21 protein-coding genes, 2 tRNA genes and 1 rRNA gene are annotated in these 16,018 nt (G+C 52.4%); 6 read left to right on the forward strand and 18 right to left on the reverse strand.

Annotated elements, in window-relative coordinates:
• Window positions 1-138 precede the first annotated feature (138 nt).
• The 3 genes from AC1MKH_RS22145 to AC1MKH_RS22155 all read right to left on the reverse strand — a co-directional run bounded on the left by AC1MKH_RS22145 (window position 139) and on the right by AC1MKH_RS22155 (window position 2,010).
• A tRNA-Ala gene (locus AC1MKH_RS22145) sits at window positions 139-214 on the reverse strand.
• Between the two features lie 107 nt (window positions 215-321).
• Window positions 322-398: transfer RNA gene (locus AC1MKH_RS22150), tRNA-Ile, on the reverse strand.
• A 70-nt stretch (window positions 399-468) separates the two neighbouring features.
• Window positions 469-2,010: ribosomal RNA gene (locus AC1MKH_RS22155) — 16S ribosomal RNA — on the reverse strand.
• 469 nt (window positions 2,011-2,479) lie between these two features.
• On the opposite strand from AC1MKH_RS22155, the gene AC1MKH_RS22160 reads away from it, so the two are divergent.
• Window positions 2,480-3,034, forward strand: a complete 555-nt coding sequence (locus AC1MKH_RS22160) for a gamma carbonic anhydrase family protein (protein WP_149464943.1) — start codon at window positions 2,480-2,482, stop codon at window positions 3,032-3,034.
• Here AC1MKH_RS22160 and AC1MKH_RS22165 read toward each other — a convergent pair.
• Genes AC1MKH_RS22165 through dprA form a run of 6 tightly spaced genes read right to left on the reverse strand, consistent with a single transcriptional unit; the run spans window position 3,010 to window position 6,802 of the window.
• Entirely contained in the window at window positions 3,010-3,267 is a 258-nt protein-coding gene (locus tag AC1MKH_RS22165; RefSeq protein ID WP_231826070.1) for a DUF1488 family protein, read from the reverse strand. The genes AC1MKH_RS22160 and AC1MKH_RS22165 overlap by 25 nt on opposite strands.
• Window positions 3,264-4,082 carry a shikimate dehydrogenase gene (gene aroE / locus AC1MKH_RS22170; protein ID WP_276224745.1) on the reverse strand — a complete coding sequence of 273 codons (819 nt, stop codon included), beginning with the start codon at window positions 4,080-4,082 and terminating at the stop codon, window positions 3,264-3,266. The genes AC1MKH_RS22165 and aroE overlap by 4 nt, the downstream gene beginning before the upstream one ends.
• 3 nt (window positions 4,083-4,085) lie before the next feature.
• Window positions 4,086-4,658 (reverse strand): L-threonylcarbamoyladenylate synthase type 1 TsaC, encoded by a 573-nt coding sequence (gene tsaC, locus AC1MKH_RS22175; RefSeq protein ID WP_276224744.1) that lies wholly within the window; start codon window positions 4,656-4,658, stop codon window positions 4,086-4,088.
• Window positions 4,659-4,662: 4 nt separating this feature from the next.
• Entirely contained in the window at window positions 4,663-5,205 is a 543-nt protein-coding gene (locus tag AC1MKH_RS22180; RefSeq protein WP_276224743.1) for a DNA topoisomerase family protein, read from the reverse strand.
• 27 nt (window positions 5,206-5,232) lie between these two features.
• Window positions 5,233-5,706, reverse strand: coding sequence for a DUF494 family protein Smg (gene smg / locus AC1MKH_RS22185; protein ID WP_015962757.1), 474 nt, complete (start codon window positions 5,704-5,706; stop codon window positions 5,233-5,235).
• A complete protein-coding gene (gene dprA / locus AC1MKH_RS22190) occupies window positions 5,678-6,802 on the reverse strand; it encodes a DNA-protecting protein DprA (RefSeq protein WP_276224742.1) in 1,125 nt (374 codons plus the stop codon). The genes smg and dprA overlap by 29 nt, the downstream gene beginning before the upstream one ends.
• 129 nt (window positions 6,803-6,931) lie before the next feature.
• Between dprA and def the strand changes: the two genes are divergently transcribed.
• The 5 genes from def to mscL all read left to right on the forward strand — a co-directional run bounded on the left by def (window position 6,932) and on the right by mscL (window position 11,700).
• Window positions 6,932-7,441 carry a peptide deformylase gene (gene def, locus AC1MKH_RS22195; protein ID WP_015962755.1) on the forward strand — a complete coding sequence of 170 codons (510 nt, stop codon included), beginning with the start codon at window positions 6,932-6,934 and terminating at the stop codon, window positions 7,439-7,441.
• Between the two features lie 14 nt (window positions 7,442-7,455).
• Window positions 7,456-8,403: a methionyl-tRNA formyltransferase gene (gene fmt / locus AC1MKH_RS22200; RefSeq protein ID WP_276224741.1), complete on the forward strand. Its 948-nt coding sequence runs from the start codon at window positions 7,456-7,458 to the stop codon at window positions 8,401-8,403.
• 54 nt (window positions 8,404-8,457) lie between these two features.
• On the forward strand, window positions 8,458-9,747 hold the full coding sequence (rsmB, locus tag AC1MKH_RS22205; protein WP_276224740.1) for a 16S rRNA (cytosine(967)-C(5))-methyltransferase RsmB: 1,290 nt from the start codon (window positions 8,458-8,460) through the stop codon (window positions 9,745-9,747).
• Window positions 9,748-9,768: 21 nt separating this feature from the next.
• A complete protein-coding gene (gene trkA, locus AC1MKH_RS22210) occupies window positions 9,769-11,145 on the forward strand; it encodes a Trk system potassium transporter TrkA (RefSeq protein WP_015962752.1) in 1,377 nt (458 codons plus the stop codon).
• Between the two features lie 144 nt (window positions 11,146-11,289).
• A complete protein-coding gene (gene mscL / locus AC1MKH_RS22215) occupies window positions 11,290-11,700 on the forward strand; it encodes a large-conductance mechanosensitive channel protein MscL (RefSeq protein ID WP_276224739.1) in 411 nt (136 codons plus the stop codon).
• On the opposite strand, the gene AC1MKH_RS22220 is transcribed toward mscL, so the two are convergent.
• The 9 genes from AC1MKH_RS22220 to rpmJ form a co-directional block, all read right to left on the reverse strand.
• Window positions 11,701-11,916: an alternative ribosome-rescue factor A gene (locus AC1MKH_RS22220; RefSeq protein WP_015962750.1), complete on the reverse strand. Its 216-nt coding sequence runs from the start codon at window positions 11,914-11,916 to the stop codon at window positions 11,701-11,703.
• 57 nt (window positions 11,917-11,973) lie between these two features.
• Window positions 11,974-12,399 (reverse strand): Zn(2+)-responsive transcriptional regulator, encoded by a 426-nt coding sequence (gene zntR / locus AC1MKH_RS22225; protein ID WP_276224738.1) that lies wholly within the window; start codon window positions 12,397-12,399, stop codon window positions 11,974-11,976.
• Window positions 12,400-12,405: 6 nt separating this feature from the next.
• Window positions 12,406-12,774 (reverse strand): DnaJ family domain-containing protein, encoded by a 369-nt coding sequence (locus AC1MKH_RS22230; RefSeq protein ID WP_276224737.1) that lies wholly within the window; start codon window positions 12,772-12,774, stop codon window positions 12,406-12,408.
• Between the two features lie 106 nt (window positions 12,775-12,880).
• Entirely contained in the window at window positions 12,881-13,264 is a 384-nt protein-coding gene (gene rplQ / locus AC1MKH_RS22235) for a 50S ribosomal protein L17 (RefSeq protein ID WP_001216368.1), read from the reverse strand.
• 40 nt (window positions 13,265-13,304) lie between these two features.
• Window positions 13,305-14,294: a DNA-directed RNA polymerase subunit alpha gene (locus AC1MKH_RS22240; RefSeq protein ID WP_015962747.1), complete on the reverse strand. Its 990-nt coding sequence runs from the start codon at window positions 14,292-14,294 to the stop codon at window positions 13,305-13,307.
• Between the two features lie 25 nt (window positions 14,295-14,319).
• On the reverse strand, window positions 14,320-14,940 hold the full coding sequence (gene rpsD / locus AC1MKH_RS22245; RefSeq protein ID WP_002919224.1) for a 30S ribosomal protein S4: 621 nt from the start codon (window positions 14,938-14,940) through the stop codon (window positions 14,320-14,322).
• Between the two features lie 33 nt (window positions 14,941-14,973).
• Window positions 14,974-15,363, reverse strand: coding sequence for a 30S ribosomal protein S11 (rpsK, locus tag AC1MKH_RS22250; protein WP_002919257.1), 390 nt, complete (start codon window positions 15,361-15,363; stop codon window positions 14,974-14,976).
• A gap of 16 nt (window positions 15,364-15,379) precedes the next feature.
• Complete coding sequence (gene rpsM, locus AC1MKH_RS22255) at window positions 15,380-15,736, reverse strand: 30S ribosomal protein S13 (protein WP_149464956.1); 357 nt, start codon at window positions 15,734-15,736, stop codon at window positions 15,380-15,382.
• A gap of 146 nt (window positions 15,737-15,882) precedes the next feature.
• Window positions 15,883-15,999: a 50S ribosomal protein L36 gene (rpmJ, locus tag AC1MKH_RS22260; protein ID WP_000868187.1), complete on the reverse strand. Its 117-nt coding sequence runs from the start codon at window positions 15,997-15,999 to the stop codon at window positions 15,883-15,885.
• Between the last annotated feature and the right edge of the window lie 19 nt (window positions 16,000-16,018).

A 16,018-nucleotide genomic window follows, 5' to 3' on the forward strand; every position in this document is an offset into this window, starting at 1 on the left:
GCGAAAATTTGAGAGACTCGAACACACTTAAAAGTGTGTCGTTTCAATTTTCAGCTTGATCCAGATTTTTAAAGAGCAAAACTTCGCAGCACACTTATTCAGTGTACTCTGAAGTTTTCTTGTTTTTTGCAGTAAAGATGGTGGAGCTATGCGGGATCGAACCGCAGACCTCCTGCGTGCAAAGCAGGCGCTCTCCCAGCTGAGCTATAGCCCCATCGTAGGTCAATCTCTGTAACCGTAATTCGTTTTGAGACAAGGCGTGGGATGGCGAAGCATACTGAAGTATGCGAGTCATTCCGCAACGCAGTATCAGAACGGATTTGGTAGGCCTGAGTGGACTTGAACCACCGACCTCACCCTTATCAGGGGTGCGCTCTAACCACCTGAGCTACAAGCCTGCAGAGATTTTTTACTGCTAATTTTCATCAGACAATCTGTGTGGACACTTCAAGGAACGGTTCTTTAAGGTAAGGAGGTGATCCAACCGCAGGTTCCCCTACGGTTACCTTGTTACGACTTCACCCCAGTCATGAATCACAAAGTGGTAAGCGCCCTCCCGAAGGTTAAGCTACCTACTTCTTTTGCAACCCACTCCCATGGTGTGACGGGCGGTGTGTACAAGGCCCGGGAACGTATTCACCGTAGCATTCTGATCTACGATTACTAGCGATTCCGACTTCATGGAGTCGAGTTGCAGACTCCAATCCGGACTACGACATACTTTATGAGGTCCGCTTGCTCTCGCGAGGTCGCTTCTCTTTGTATATGCCATTGTAGCACGTGTGTAGCCCTACTCGTAAGGGCCATGATGACTTGACGTCATCCCCACCTTCCTCCAGTTTATCACTGGCAGTCTCCTTTGAGTTCCCGGCCGAACCGCTGGCAACAAAGGATAAGGGTTGCGCTCGTTGCGGGACTTAACCCAACATTTCACAACACGAGCTGACGACAGCCATGCAGCACCTGTCTCACGGTTCCCGAAGGCACCAATTCATCTCTGAAAAGTTCCGTGGATGTCAAGAGTAGGTAAGGTTCTTCGCGTTGCATCGAATTAAACCACATGCTCCACCGCTTGTGCGGGCCCCCGTCAATTCATTTGAGTTTTAACCTTGCGGCCGTACTCCCCAGGCGGTCGACTTAACGCGTTAGCTCCGGAAGCCACGCCTCAAGGGCACAACCTCCAAGTCGACATCGTTTACAGCGTGGACTACCAGGGTATCTAATCCTGTTTGCTCCCCACGCTTTCGCACCTGAGCGTCAGTCTTCGTCCAGGGGGCCGCCTTCGCCACCGGTATTCCTCCAGATCTCTACGCATTTCACCGCTACACCTGGAATTCTACCCCCCTCTACGAGACTCAAGCTTGCCAGTTTCAAATGCAGTTCCCAGGTTGAGCCCGGGGATTTCACATCTGACTTAACAAACCGCCTGCGTGCGCTTTACGCCCAGTAATTCCGATTAACGCTTGCACCCTCCGTATTACCGCGGCTGCTGGCACGGAGTTAGCCGGTGCTTCTTCTGCGAGTAACGTCAATTGCTAAGGTTATTAACCTCAACACCTTCCTCCTCGCTGAAAGTACTTTACAACCCGAAGGCCTTCTTCATACACGCGGCATGGCTGCATCAGGCTTGCGCCCATTGTGCAATATTCCCCACTGCTGCCTCCCGTAGGAGTCTGGACCGTGTCTCAGTTCCAGTGTGGCTGGTCATCCTCTCAGACCAGCTAGGGATCGTCGCCTAGGTGAGCCGTTACCCCACCTACTAGCTAATCCCATCTGGGCACATCCGATGGCAAGAGGCCCGAAGGTCCCCCTCTTTGGTCTTGCGACGTTATGCGGTATTAGCTACCGTTTCCAGTAGTTATCCCCCTCCATCAGGCAGTTTCCCAGACATTACTCACCCGTCCGCCACTCGTCAGCGAATCAGCAAGCTGATTCCTGTTACCGTTCGACTTGCATGTGTTAGGCCTGCCGCCAGCGTTCAATCTGAGCCATGATCAAACTCTTCAATTTAAGTTTGATGCTCGTGAATTAAACTTCGTAATGAATTACGTGTTCACTCAGAGACTTGGTATTCATTTATCGTCTTGCGACGTTAAGAATCCGTATCATTGAGTGCCCACACAGATTGTCTGATAAATTGTTAAAGAGCAGTTGCAACGCGGCTTTACGCTCACCGTTGCGAGGTCCCGTATAATACGTTTTCCTCTTTCAGAGTCAACCCCATTTTCAAGGATTTTTCTCTTCAACCGAACCGGCTGTTTGTGTGAAGTGATTCACATCCGCCGTGTCGATGGAGGCGCATTATAGGGAGTTTGCTTCTTAGCACAAGGCCTTTTTAGATCTTTTTTTCTGACTGCTGTTTTTTCAAACTCTTTGCCTTCTAACTGCGCAATTTGCTTAAATTTTGAGGTGAGAAACCGTGAAATCGGGGCAATAATGATCGTCTGTTCCCTAAAACGATCGTTTTAAAGAGGTAATCATGGCCGCAGACTTACGCCACTATAAAGATCTTTTCCCAACCATTGGCGCTCGCGTGCTGATTGATCCCACAAGCGTAGTGATTGGCGACGTTCGTATTGGCGATGATGTCAGTATCTGGCCGCTGGTCGCCATTCGTGGCGATGTTAATTATGTCCAGATTGGCGCGCGCAGCAATATCCAGGACGGTAGCGTTCTCCACGTGACCCATAAATCGACTCATAACCCGGACGGTAATCCGCTCATCATTGGCGACGACGTCACGGTTGGGCACAAAGTGATGCTACACGGCTGCACCGTGGGCAATCGGGTTCTGGTCGGGATGGGGTCTATCTTGCTGGATGGCGTAGTGGTTGAGGATGACGTCATGATTGGCGCGGGTAGTCTGGTGCCGCAGCATAAGCGCCTGGAAAGTGGCTATCTTTATCTGGGCAGCCCGGTTAAACAGATCCGCCCATTAAAAGCGTCTGAACTGGAAGGGTTGAAATACTCGGCCAACAACTACGTGAAATGGAAAGATGATTATCTGAATCAGGATAACCAGACCCAGCCCTGATTATCTTCCTGCTGGTCGCGGATAAGATCGCTGGCTTCCTCTTCCAGGTCCCAGCGATTTTCCTGAAACAGCGCTAACCATGCCTGAGGCGTTTCGCCGCCAAAACGGGCGATCATCGTTTCGCGGCGGATGGCACACATTAGTTGCATACCCTGCACCAGCGCCGGAAAACAGACGGCACACTGGTTGTCATCCCAGTGCTCGCGGTCGGGAAACTGAATGGCCTGATTCATTCGCGCAACGCCTGCTTCATCTGTTCAATCACCGGTTCGATTTCCGGCAGCACGCCATGCCAGAGCAATACCGCATGCGCCGCCTGCCCCACCAGCATACCTAATCCATCGGCACACTGTTTTGCTCCATGCTGTCGACACCAGGCGAGGAACGGTGTATCCCCTTTCTGATAAAACATGTCGTAGCAATAAAGAGAAGGATGAATCAGCGATGCCGGGATCGCCGGGATCTCGCCATTAATGCCGCTCGAAGTCGCATTGATAATTAAATCAAATTCATGCCCTTCCAGCGCATCCAGCCCCAGCGCCTTGACACTGCCCGTATGCGCAAAAAGCTGCGCCAGTTCTTGCGCACGGGATGCGGTACGGTTGGCAATGGTGACGGCGCAATCCATCGAGAGCAGCGGCAGCAGGACACCGCGCGTCGCGCCGCCCGCCCCCAGCAGCAGAATTCGTAGCCCCGGTCGGATAAAGGAGAGACGCTCAAGGTCGCTCAGCAAACCGATGCCATCAGTGTTATCCCCCAACAAACGCCCGTCTTCCAGTCGCTTGAGCGTATTTACCGCCCCTGCCAGCGCAGCGCGCTCGGTCAGCTCATCTGCCCGGGCGAACGCTTCTTCTTTAAAAGGTACGGTGACGTTCGCCCCCTTCCCCCCTTGTGCAAAGAAGGCGTTGAGCGTGTTAACAAAATCATCAAGCGGCGCCAGCACGCGCCCATAAGGATGAGTAATGTTCAGCTGCTGCGCAAACTGTTGATGAATAAAAGGCGATTTGCTGTGCGCAATCGGGTTACCAAAGACAGCATAGGTTTCCATGAGTTACCCCTGGCGGAAAAGTTCGCCCGTCAGGGCATCACGGATTTCAGATGGATTGAGTCGACCACCGGTCAGCGCATCCACCACCGGGAACGCATCGCCAAACTGCTGGCGAACTTCTTCTGTTGTGCGGCACGGCGGCTGGCCGGTAAGGTTCGCACTGGTCGAGACCAACGGTTTACCGTACGCATTGCAAAGTTCGATGACCACCGGATGATCGGTGACGCGCACCGCGAGGGAGTCAAAGCGCCCCGTCAGCCAGCCGGGGGTTGTGGCTTTAGCCGGGAACACAAACGTGACCGGTCCAGGCCAGCAGGCAAATACGGCATCACGCTGTGCGGCAGTTAACGCGGCATCATCAATATACGGTTTCAGTTGTTCGAAGCTTGCCGCAATCAGAATCAGCCCTTTTTCAACCGGGCGTTGTTTGAGTTCCAGCAGACGATGAACGGCGATTTCACTGTCAGGGTCGCAACCGACGCCAAACACAGCTTCGGTTGGGTAAGCGATGACTTCTTTATTCTTCAGAGCGACAACCGCACGCTGTACGGTTTCTGATGGCAGGTTATTATTCACTGATTTATTCCGCCGGGATCGGCTTTCCACATTGTTTACTGGCACAGTAGCGTTTCAGGCCATGCGCCGTTTTCTTTTCGATGAGTAGCGGGTAATGACACTCTGTACACTCGCCCGCAACAGGGGTGAAGTTAAGCACAAACTGACACTCCGGATAGCGATCGCAGGAGTGAAACGTTTTGCCATAGCGTGAACGCCGCTGAACCAGATGCCCTTGCTGGCACTGTGGGCAGGCGATAGCCGTTTCATCAGGTTTGTCGATAAGTTCGGTATGCTCGCAGGCCGGATACTGGCTGCAACCAATAAACATCCCAAAACGCCCCTGACGGAGCGCCAGCTCGGCGCCACATTCCGGGCACAACTGCCCCTCCAGAATTTTGACGATATGTCCATCCGCCTGACTCTTCAGGGGACGGACATAGTCACACTCTGGATAATGGGAACAACCAAGAAACGGCCCATGCTTGCCGGACCGTATTACCAATTCAGCCCCGCACTGCGGGCAGGGCTCATTTTTACGCACTGTAAAGAGTGCTGATTTGGCCATAACAACTCTTACTGCTGCATCATCGAATTAGTGCAGCATACCTTCATTCACGTCGAAGAGTAATTCTTCCATTTGTTGATACGCGTTTTCACACCCCGGAAGATTGAACAGAACCATCAGAATCACCCATTTGAGATCTTCCAGTTCGAACTCTGCGGTATCCAGAGCCATCACGCGTTCAATCACCATTTCTCGCGTTTCGAGGTTTAGCACCTGAATCTGTTCCAGGAATAACAAGAATCCCCGACAACTGGCATCCAGTCTCTGGCTCTCTTCCGCCGTAAAGATGCGAACAGAAAGCGGATCGGAAGCCAACTGCATCGGTTCGACAAGCCCTTCCTGATAATCAGCGAGCTTCTCCAGCCACATCAACGCGTTGAAAATGTCCTCACGTTCAAAACCTGCCTCGGTGAGATCCCGTGTCAGTTTATCCTGATCCACGCGCATTTCAGCTTCGTTATGGATGTAAGTTTCAAACAAGTACAGTAGTACGTCGAACATGGCATGCCCTCCTTAATCGGACATAGCCGCCGGGTACAGCTGCGATCCATCCTGCTAACTCCAGTTCGAGTAGCTGAGCCACGGTCACTGGCACAGGTTGGCCGGCACGTTCAGCGACGACGTCAACAGGTGTTACCTCATCTCCTACGTTAGCCAGGAGCTCAGGAAATGGCAATGCTACAGAATCCTGATCTGGTGAATATTTTGACGTATCCTGCGCATTTGCGGACTGAAAAAGCGCAATTTGCCGTGTTTCAAGAATATCTTCAGGCGTTGTGACTAATATCGCGCCCTGTTGAATCAACCAGTGCGGCCCCTCACTGCCCGGGTTACCCAGAGGCCCAGGAATCGCATACACTTCCCGCCCCTGATCCGCTGCGCAACGCGCCGTCACCAGCGAACCACTTTTCAACGCCGCTTCAACCACCAGCACGCCACGGCTGAGGCCGCTGATAATACGATTACGCCGAGGAAAATTATGCGGCAACGGCGTCATCGCGAGGGGAAACTCCGAGACCAGCGCGCCGCCAGACGCCACAATGTCATCCGCCAGCTGGCGATGCCGATGTGGATAGATGTGACTCAGACCATTACCCAATACGGCGATGGTTTTGCCCGCCATGCGCAATGCGCTGCGGTGAGCAACCGCATCAATGCCCAGCGCAAGTCCGCTGGTGATGGTCACGCCCTGCTGCGCAAAGGCTTCGCAAAACACGCGCCCCCAGCGTTCGCCGTACCATGAGAAGCTCCGGCTACCGACCACCGCCAGTTGATCAGAACTCAGCAGCAACAGGTTTCCGCGAACGAAAAGCGCGGCCGGGTAATCACTGATGGCCCGCAGCGCTGTGGGGTAGAGAGGCGAACTGGCCAGCAGCAGGTGATTATCAGGCTGCGAGAGCCAGTGCTCACTTTCGCTAACCTCTTGCGTTGTCATCGAAAAAAAACGCGCCGCCTGCTTCGCGGTTAACCCAACGTCGCGCAGGTTTTTCAACGTCACTGTCGCTTCACAAATCAGGGTATCGGCGATGTTTTGCATCCTGTCGCCGTATAGATCGTTTACCTTTATCAGGCGAAACCATATCTCTGTAGGTGACATCCTTTTCCCCTTGCCACAAGCGGCATCAGCAATCTTTGCGATTGGTCACTGATGCTGTCAATTAGAGGGGGTTTTGTCTAGAATAGAGATAATATTCTTTCCAACTCCTGAACAGAACTCTGGAGATTTATGGCAGTTTTGCAAGTGTTACACATTCCGGACGAGCGTCTTCGCAAAGTCGCTAAACCGGTTGAAGAAGTGAATGCAGAAATTCAGCGTATCGTCGATGATATGTTCGAAACTATGTACGCTGAAGAAGGTATTGGCCTGGCGGCAACACAGGTGGACATCCATCAGCGCATTATCGTGATTGATGTTTCTGAAAATCGCGATGAGCAACTGGTGCTGATCAACCCGGAGCTGCTGGAGAAACACGGCGACACCGGTATTGAAGAAGGTTGTCTGTCGATTCCGGAACAGCGTGCGCTGGTGCCGCGTGCCGAGCAGGTGAAAATCCGCGCGCTCGACCGTAACGGTAAAGCGTTCGAGCTGGAAGCAGACGGCCTGCTGGCTATCTGTATCCAACACGAAATGGACCATTTAGTCGGTAAATTGTTTATCGATTATCTGTCCCCGCTGAAACAACAGCGTATTCGTCAGAAAGTCGAGAAACTGGATCGCCTGAACGCGCGTGCCTAAGGATAAGGATCAACGTGTCTGATTCACTACGTATCATCTTTGCGGGTACCCCCGATTTTGCAGCGCGTCATCTTGACGCGCTGTTGTCGTCTGAACACCAGGTAGTGGGCGTATTTACTCAGCCCGATCGCCCGGCGGGACGCGGCAAAAAAATGATGCCGAGCCCGGTAAAAGTGCTGGCCGAAGAGAAAGGCGTGCCGGTATTCCAGCCGGGTTCGCTGCGCCCTCAGGAAAATCAACAGCTGGTTGCCGATTTACAGGCCGACATCATGGTCGTGGTGGCTTATGGGTTAATCCTGCCAAAAGCCGTGCTGGATATGCCGCGACTGGGCTGCATTAACGTGCACGGTTCCCTGCTGCCGCGCTGGCGTGGTGCGGCACCTATTCAGCGTTCGCTGTGGGCAGGCGATGCCCAAACCGGCGTGACCATCATGCAGATGGACGTTGGCCTTGATACGGGCGATATGCTGCATAAGCTCTCCTGCCCAATCACTGCCGACGATACCAGCGGCAGCCTGTACGATAAGCTGGCCGACCTGGGCCCACAAGGGCTGCTGCATACGCTCGCTCAACTCGCCGCTGGCACCGCTAAACCGGAAGTTCAGGATGAAGCGCTGGTCACTTATGCTGAGAAACTCAGTAAAGAAGAAGCGCGCGTTGACTGGTCGCTCAGCGCGGCACAACTTGAGCGCTGCATCCGCGCCTTTAATCCGTGGCCGATGAGCTACATCGTGATTGATGAACAGCCTGTGAAAATCTGGCAGGCGTCAGTCATCAATACCCCAACGAGCGCGGCACCAGGTACCATTCTGGAAGCCAATCGCCAGGGTATTCAGGTGGCAACCGGCGAGGGCATTCTTAATCTGCTCTCTCTGCAGCCGGCAGGTAAAAAAGCCATGGGCGTGCAGGATCTCCTGAATTCGCGCCGGGAGTGGTTTATTCCCGGAAACTGTCTTGCCTGACGGTCACTCTCTTTTTTAAGCCCGGTGTCGCCGGGCATTTTTATTTTTGCGGTTATGAAAAAAAACATCAATTTACGCAGTCTGGCGGCGCAAACCGTCGAGCAAGTTGTCGAGCAGGGTCAATCGTTAAGTAACGTCCTGCCCGCCATGCAGCAAAAAGTGTCCGATAAAGACAAAGCCTTGCTCCAGGAGCTGTGCTTTGGCGTGTTGCGCACGCTTTCTCAGCTGGAATGGTTCATTCACAAGCTGATGTCGCGCCCGATGACGGGTAAGCAGCGTACCCTCCACTACCTGATTATGGTCGGTCTCTACCAACTGTTGTATACGCGCATTCCACCTCACGCTGCGCTGGCGGAAACGGTAGAAGGTGCAGTGGCCATTAAGCGTCCGCAGTTGAAGGGGTTGATCAATGGCGTACTGCGTCAGTTTCAGCGTCAACAGGATGAGCTACAGGCCGAATTTGCGCAGACAGAGGTCCGCTACCTGCACCCTTCCTGGCTGGTAAAACGCATCAAAAAAGCCTACCCGCAACAGTGGGAAGCCATTCTTGAGGCCAACAACCAGCGCCCGCCGATGTGGCTACGCGTGAACCGTAATCATCACACACGCGACGCATGGCTGACGCTGCTGGCAGAAGCTGGGTTAACCGGCTTCCCGCACGCGGACTACCCGGATGCCGTACGCCTCGAAACACCGGCGCCGGTGCATGCGCTACCGGGCTTTGATGAAGGTTGGGTAACCGTTCAGGATGCCTCCGCCCAGGGTTGCATGACGTATCTACAACCCGAAAATGGCGAGCAGATCCTCGACCTCTGCGCCGCGCCCGGCGGCAAAACGACCCACATTCTGGAAGTGGCGCCTGAGGCCAATGTTATGGCCGTCGATGTGGATGAAAAACGCCTGTCGCGCGTCTATGACAACCTGAAGCGCCTGGGCATGAAAGCGACGGTGAAACAGGGTGATGGCCGCTTCCCTGAGCAATGGTGTGGTGAACAGCAATTTGATCGCATTCTTCTTGATGCGCCATGTTCGGCAACGGGTGTCGTACGCCGTCATCCGGATATTAAGTGGCTACGCCGCGATCGCGATATTCCGGAACTGGCCCAGTTACAGGCTGAGATCCTCACTGCGACCTGGGCGCACCTCAAACCTGGCGGCACGCTGGTCTACGCGACCTGCTCCATTCTACCGGAAGAGAATAGCGAGCAAATTGCAGCCTTCCTGCAACGCACACCGGATGCCGTGTTGAGTGAAACCGGCACGCCAGAACAGCCCGGCAAACAGAATTTACCTGGCGCAGAAGAAGGCGATGGCTTCTTTTACGCTAAGCTAATCAAAAAATGATGAGATAACGGGTCGTGACTGATGAAAATTATCATTCTGGGCGCAGGGCAAGTAGGCGGTACGCTGGCTGAAAACCTGGTCGGAGAGAATAACGACATCACTATTGTGGATACCAATAGCGAACGTCTGCGTGGTTTGCAGGACAAATTTGACCTGCGCGTCGTCCAGGGCCATGGTTCTCATCCACGTGTGCTGCGTGAGGCCGGTGCCGACGACGCCGATATGCTGGTTGCCGTAACCAGCTCGGACGAAACCAATATGGTGGCCTGCCAGGTCGCCTATTCCCTCTTTAACACACCAAACCGTATCGCCCGCATTCGCTCACCCGACTACGTCCGTGACGCGGAGAAACTGTTCAATACTGACGCGGTGCCTATCGATCACCTGATTGCGCCTGAGCAACTGGTTATTGATAGCATCTATCGCCTGATCGAATACCCAGGCGCGCTGCAGGTGGTGAACTTCGCAGAAGGGAAAGTGAGCCTCGCCGTGGTGAAAGCCTATTACGGCGGGCCGCTGGTGGGTAATGCGCTCTCTACCATGCGCGACCATATGCCACATATCGATACGCGTGTTGCGGCCATTTTCCGCCATGACACGCCGATCCGTCCACAGGGTTCAACCATTGTGGAGGCTGGGGATGAAGTGTTCTTTATCGCGGCATCCCAGCATATTCGTGCCGTCATGAGCGAATTACAGCGTCTGGAAAAACCGTACAAGCGCATCATGCTGGTCGGTGGCGGTAACATCGGCGCGGGTCTGGCGCGTCGGCTGGAAAAAGACTATAGCGTGAAGTTGATCGAGCGCGATCAACAGCGTGCTGCTGAACTGGCAGAGAAGCTGCAAAATACGATCGTCTTCTTTGGCGATGCATCGGATCAAGAGTTGCTGGCAGAAGAACATATCGATCAGGTTGATCTGTTCATTGCCGTCACCAACGACGATGAAGCGAACATTATGTCCGCGATGCTGGCCAAGCGGATGGGCGCGAAAAAAGTGATGGTGTTGATCCAACGCCGCGCTTACGTAGACCTTGTGCAGGGGAGCGTGATTGATATCGCGATTTCGCCGCAGCAGGCCACTATTTCCGCCCTGCTGAGCCACGTGCGTAAAGCCGATATTGTCGGCGTTTCTTCCCTGCGTCGCGGGGTCGCTGAAGCGATCGAAGCCGTTGCGCATGGTGATGAAAGCACATCGCGCGTTGTCGGCAGAGTTATTGATGAGATAAAACTCCCACCGGGTACCATCATCGGCGCGATCGTGCGCGGTAATGATGTCATGATCGCCAATGATAATTTACGCATTGAGCAAGGGGACCATGTAATTATGTTCCTGACGGACAAAAAATTTATTACCGATGTCGAACGATTGTTCCAGCCAAGTCCCTTCTTCCTTTAATTACAAAAGGCGTTCTACGGAACGCTTTTTTATTAACCCTTTATTATTTAAGGCTAAATCTGTACGGCTGAATTATTGTTAATAATGGAAATTACATAAACATTTGTTAAACTTATAAACGTCAGCTGGCACAAGGAGAATAACATGAGCATTATTAAAGAGTTTCGCGAATTCGCGATGCGTGGAAACGTTGTTGATTTGGCGGTGGGTGTCATTATTGGTGCGGCGTTCGGTAAGATTGTATCGTCATTAGTTGCCGATATTATTATGCCACCGTTGGGCTTATTAATTGGCGGGATCGACTTTAAACAATTTGCGCTGACGTTACGCGACGCGCAGGGAGATGTTCCGGCTGTAGTGATGCACTACGGCGTGTTCATTCAAAATGTCTTTGATTTTGTGATCGTCGCTTTCGCTATCTTTATGGCGATCAAACTGATCAACAAACTGAATCGTAAGAAAGAAGAACCGGCTGCGGATCCAACTCCGACGAAAGAAGAAGTACTGCTTTCTGAAATCCGCGACCTGCTGAAAGAACAGAATAACCGTTCTTAATCACGCCGCTAAAAGCAGAAGGCCAGTGGTAAAGAAGCGATTCGCTTGTTTGCCACTGGCCTCCCAGTTACCCCGTTTTGCATGTTTGGTTTTGCGCAGATAACTTCCTTTCCCTTTTTTATTCTTCTCAACGCGCTGTCTGAACAGCGGGTCATGCAGCAGTGCCTCAATGGCGTTATCATTAATTTGCCCTTTGGTGTGTTGATAGCGGCTCATCATTTTCTCCTGATGGGTAATTATACGGCGCGAGTGTAGATCCGAACGGTGATAAATTCAACAGCCTTTAATATTGTTGTCAGCCCCCTGCTCCAGCGTCTCAAGGATAGAGCAATAAACGCTGCTATGTGCGGTTCCGCAGCAGGCATCATTCAGTTTCTTAAGCGACCGTTGCATTGATTGTAGCTCTTCAATGCGTGACTCAACTTCGCTGAGGCGCGCCTGGACAATACTCTTGGACTCCTGGCAGGTGTGATGTTCAGGGTCAACACGAATAGAAAGCAGTTCGCGGATCGCCTCAAGGGTAAAACCCAGTTGGCGAGCATAGCGAATAAACTTCAGGCGCTGAAGATCGGTTCCGGTATACAGGCGAAATCCGCCTTCGGTACGAACTTCATGATCCATCATCTGCTGCTTTTCATAGTAGCGGATGGTATCGGGGGTCACGCCTGCAAGCTTTGCCAGTTCACCAATGCGATACATGGATGGTTACTCCTCATTAAACCGATTCATCAATTTTTCAGCGTACTCTCCACGCAGAAAATCGGTACTTATGCCAGCCTGGCGCAATTTCAGTTCCATCAACGCGAGTCGACGACTTAATTCGTGATAGCGTTCGTCTTCTTTGTGAATGCCTTTCAGCAGATCAGCCAACGCCATTGCTTCTTTACGCTGCTCAAGCTCTGGTGGCAAACAGCCCGCGTTCTTCAACAAGCGATAACCTGAGCGTAGCTCTTCAGGGACAGCCGAATCGTCGTCCAGCGTCAAAGGCTCGCCCTGCCCGGGTAAATTATCGAACTCACCGTTACGCTGGGCATTAGCGATGTGACGCTCTGCCCACAGGTCGACTAACCACATGACAGCACTCCGGAATGAGCAGAAGGAATACAACTATTGTAGAGAGATGGGGGAAGGGGAGATATAAAAAAACCCGCCGAGGCGGGTTTTTTTACGTTACTACAGATTACTCTGCAGCAGCTTCTGCTTTCTCTGAACGATCAACCAGCTCGATGTAAGCCATCGGCGCGTTGTCGCCTGCACGGAAGCCACACTTCAGAATACGAGTGTAACCACCGGCACGGCTCGCGAAACGCGGGCCCAGTTCGTTAAACAGTTTTGCCACGATCTCGTTATCACGAGTACGGGCGAATGCCAGACGACGATTAGCAACGCTATCAGTCTTGGCAAGAGTAATCAGCGGCTCAACTACGCGACGCAGTTCTTTCGCTTTAGGCAGGGTCGTCTTGATGATTTCATGACGAACCAGTGAACCTGCCATGTTGCGGAACATAGCCTGGCGATGGCTGCTGTTGCGGTTCAGTTGACGACCACTCTTACGATGGCGCATGACCTTATCCTTCTCAGTAAAACCTTAACCTGTGATCCGGTTACTCGTCAGCAATGCTTGCCGGTGGCCAGTTTTCCAGGCGCATGCCCAGAGACAGTCCACGGGAGGCCAGCACGTCTTTAATCTCGGTAAGAGATTTTTTACCCAGGTTAGGCGTCTTAAGAAGCTCAACCTCGGTACGCTGTACCAGATCACCGATATAGTGGATAGCTTCTGCCTTAAGGCAGTTAGCAGAGCGGACAGTCAATTCCAGATCGTCAACAGGGCGCAGCAGGATCGGATCGAATTCTGGTTTCTCTTCTTTAACTTCTGGCTGACGTACATCACGTAAGTCAACAAAAGCTTCCAGTTGTTCAGCCAGGATGGTTGCCGCACGACGAATCGCCTCTTCAGGATCGATTGTGCCGTTGGTTTCCATTTCGATGACCAGCTTGTCCAGGTCGGTACGCTGTTCTACACGCGCTGCTTCAACATTGTAGGCAATACGCTCTACAGGGCTGTAGCAGGCGTCGACCAACAGACGGCCGATCGGGCGCTCATCTTCTTCCGAATGAATTCGGGAAGAAGCCGGCACATAACCGCGACCGCGCTGAACTTTGATACGCATGCTGATAGCTGCGTTTTCATCGGTCAGGTGGCAGATCACGTGCTGCGGCTTGACGATTTCGACATCACCGTCGTGGGTGATATCGGCTGCGGTCACAGGGCCAATGCCAGATTTATTCAAGGTAAGAATAACTTCATCTTTACCCTGAACTCTCACCGCCAGCCCTTTCAGGTTGAGCAGGATTTCCAGGATATCTTCCTGAACGCCTTCTTTGGTGCTGTACTCATGAAGTACACCATCAATCTCAACCTCGGTCACCGCGCAACCCGGCATCGATGAGAGCAGAATACGGCGCAGTGCGTTACCCAGAGTATGGCCAAAGCCACGCTCTAAAGGCTCAAGGGTCACCTTGGCGTGCGTCGAACTCACTTGCTCGATATCTACCAGGCGCGGTTTTAGAAACTCTGTCACAGAACCCTGCATTGTGTCCTCTCTTTGGTACTAAGCTTTACTTGGAGTAAAGCTCGACGATCAGGTGTTCGTTAATGTCCGCAGACAGATCAGAACGCTCAGGCTGACGCTTGAACGTGCCTTCCATCTTGCCAGCATCAACTTCCAGCCAGGTTGGCTTTTCACGCTGTTCAGCCAGCTCAAGAGCGGCTTTCACGCGAGATTGCTTTTTCGCTTTCTCACGGATGCTAACAACGTCATTCGCTTTAACCTGATAAGAAGCGATGTTAACAACACGACCGTTTACCATGATTGCTTTATGGCTAACCAGCTGGCGTGCTTCAGCACGAGTGGCGCCAAAGCCCATACGGTATACAACGTTGTCCAGACGACCTTCCAGCAGAGCCAACAGGTTTTCACCGGTGTTGCCTTTCAGACGTGCTGCTTCTTTGTAGTAGTTACGGAATTGACGCTCCAGCACACCGTACATACGGCGAACTTTTTGCTTCTCACGCAACTGCACACCATAGTCAGACAGACGCGGTTTACGCGCACCGTGCTGGCCAGGAGCTTGTTCAATTTTACACTTGGTATCGATCGCGCGAACGCCAGACTTAAGGAATAAGTCGGTGCCCTCACGACGGCTCAGCTTGAGCTTAGGACCCAAATATCTTGCCATTTTCTTTCTCCAACTAACCTGGAAAACGTAGCGTTATACGCGACGTTTTTTCGGCGGACGACAACCGTTATGAGGGATCGGAGTCACATCAGTAATATTAGTGATGCGGAAACCAGCGGCGTTCAGAGCACGAATAGTAGATTCGCGACCCGGACCCGGACCTTTGACCATAACTTCCAGATTCTTGATGCCGTATTCTTTTACGGCTTCTGCGCAACGCTCTGCTGCAACCTGAGCTGCGAACGGAGTGGATTTGCGAGAACCACGGAAACCGGAACCACCGGCTGTTGCCCAACCCAGCGCATTACCCTGACGATCGGTAATAGTCACGATGGTGTTGTTGAAAGAAGCATGGATATGAGCCACGCCGTCAGAGACTTGTTTTCTTACACGTTTACGTGCACGAATTGGTGCCTTTGCCATTATTCAATCACCCCGATTATTTCTTGATCGGTTTGCGCGGACCCTTACGGGTACGTGCGTTGGTCTTGGTACGCTGACCGCGAACCGGGAGACCACGACGATGACGCAAACCGCGATAGCAACCAAGATCCATCAGGCGCTTGATGCTCATGCTGATTTCACGGCGCAGATCACCTTCAACGACAAATTTGGCAACTTCGTCACGCAGCGTGTCGATTTGTTCTTCAGACAGCTCACTGATCTTAACATTTTCAGCGATGCCCGCCGCAGCTAAAATAGCCTTGGAACGGGTTTTGCCGACACCGAAGATCGAAGTTAATGCGATCACGGCGTGTTTTTGATCAGGAATGTTAATGCCTGCTATACGGGCCACTATGCACTCCTACTATTTAATATGTACGCACCATGCTGAAAAGCCCGTTTTCAGGATACTCAAATGGAAACGTACAGACATACAAAAGATTGGCTGGCTAATCTAGCCAGCTCAACCCAACTTTGCAAGAAAAATATGCGAATAAATCAGCCTTGGCGCTGTTTATGCTTCGGCTCGGCACTGCAAATCACACGGATGACACCATCACGCTTAACGATTTTGCAGTTACGGCATAATTTCTTGACGGAAGCACGAACTTTCATTTTTACTCTCCGTAACTTC

It is taken from the genome of Pseudocitrobacter sp. CD920760 (assembly GCF_057782505.1).

Bases quoted from the DNA above. Each gene is read 5' to 3' on its own strand.
- AC1MKH_RS22160 (WP_149464943.1), top strand. From the start codon at position 2,480: ATGGCCGCAGACTTACGCCACTATAAAGATCTTTTCCCAACCATTGGC.
- AC1MKH_RS22165 (WP_231826070.1), bottom strand. From the start codon at position 3,267: ATGAATCAGGCCATTCAGTTTCCCGACCGCGAGCACTGGGATGACAAC.
- aroE (WP_276224745.1), bottom strand. From the start codon at position 4,082: ATGGAAACCTATGCTGTCTTTGGTAACCCGATTGCGCACAGCAAATCG.
- AC1MKH_RS22180 (WP_276224743.1), bottom strand. From the start codon at position 5,205: ATGGCCAAATCAGCACTCTTTACAGTGCGTAAAAATGAGCCCTGCCCG.
- smg (WP_015962757.1), bottom strand. From the start codon at position 5,706: ATGTTCGACGTACTACTGTACTTGTTTGAAACTTACATCCATAACGAA.
- dprA (WP_276224742.1), bottom strand. From the start codon at position 6,802: ATGTCACCTACAGAGATATGGTTTCGCCTGATAAAGGTAAACGATCTA.
- def (WP_015962755.1), top strand. From the start codon at position 6,932: ATGGCAGTTTTGCAAGTGTTACACATTCCGGACGAGCGTCTTCGCAAA.
- rsmB (WP_276224740.1), top strand. From the start codon at position 8,458: ATGAAAAAAAACATCAATTTACGCAGTCTGGCGGCGCAAACCGTCGAG.
- trkA (WP_015962752.1), top strand. From the start codon at position 9,769: ATGAAAATTATCATTCTGGGCGCAGGGCAAGTAGGCGGTACGCTGGCT.
- mscL (WP_276224739.1), top strand. From the start codon at position 11,290: ATGAGCATTATTAAAGAGTTTCGCGAATTCGCGATGCGTGGAAACGTT.
- AC1MKH_RS22220 (WP_015962750.1), bottom strand. From the start codon at position 11,916: ATGAGCCGCTATCAACACACCAAAGGGCAAATTAATGATAACGCCATT.
- zntR (WP_276224738.1), bottom strand. From the start codon at position 12,399: ATGTATCGCATTGGTGAACTGGCAAAGCTTGCAGGCGTGACCCCCGAT.
- AC1MKH_RS22230 (WP_276224737.1), bottom strand. From the start codon at position 12,774: ATGTGGTTAGTCGACCTGTGGGCAGAGCGTCACATCGCTAATGCCCAG.
- rplQ (WP_001216368.1), bottom strand. From the start codon at position 13,264: ATGCGCCATCGTAAGAGTGGTCGTCAACTGAACCGCAACAGCAGCCAT.
- AC1MKH_RS22240 (WP_015962747.1), bottom strand. From the start codon at position 14,294: ATGCAGGGTTCTGTGACAGAGTTTCTAAAACCGCGCCTGGTAGATATC.
- rpsD (WP_002919224.1), bottom strand. From the start codon at position 14,940: ATGGCAAGATATTTGGGTCCTAAGCTCAAGCTGAGCCGTCGTGAGGGC.
- rpsK (WP_002919257.1), bottom strand. From the start codon at position 15,363: ATGGCAAAGGCACCAATTCGTGCACGTAAACGTGTAAGAAAACAAGTC.
- rpmJ (WP_000868187.1), bottom strand. From the start codon at position 15,999: ATGAAAGTTCGTGCTTCCGTCAAGAAATTATGCCGTAACTGCAAAATC.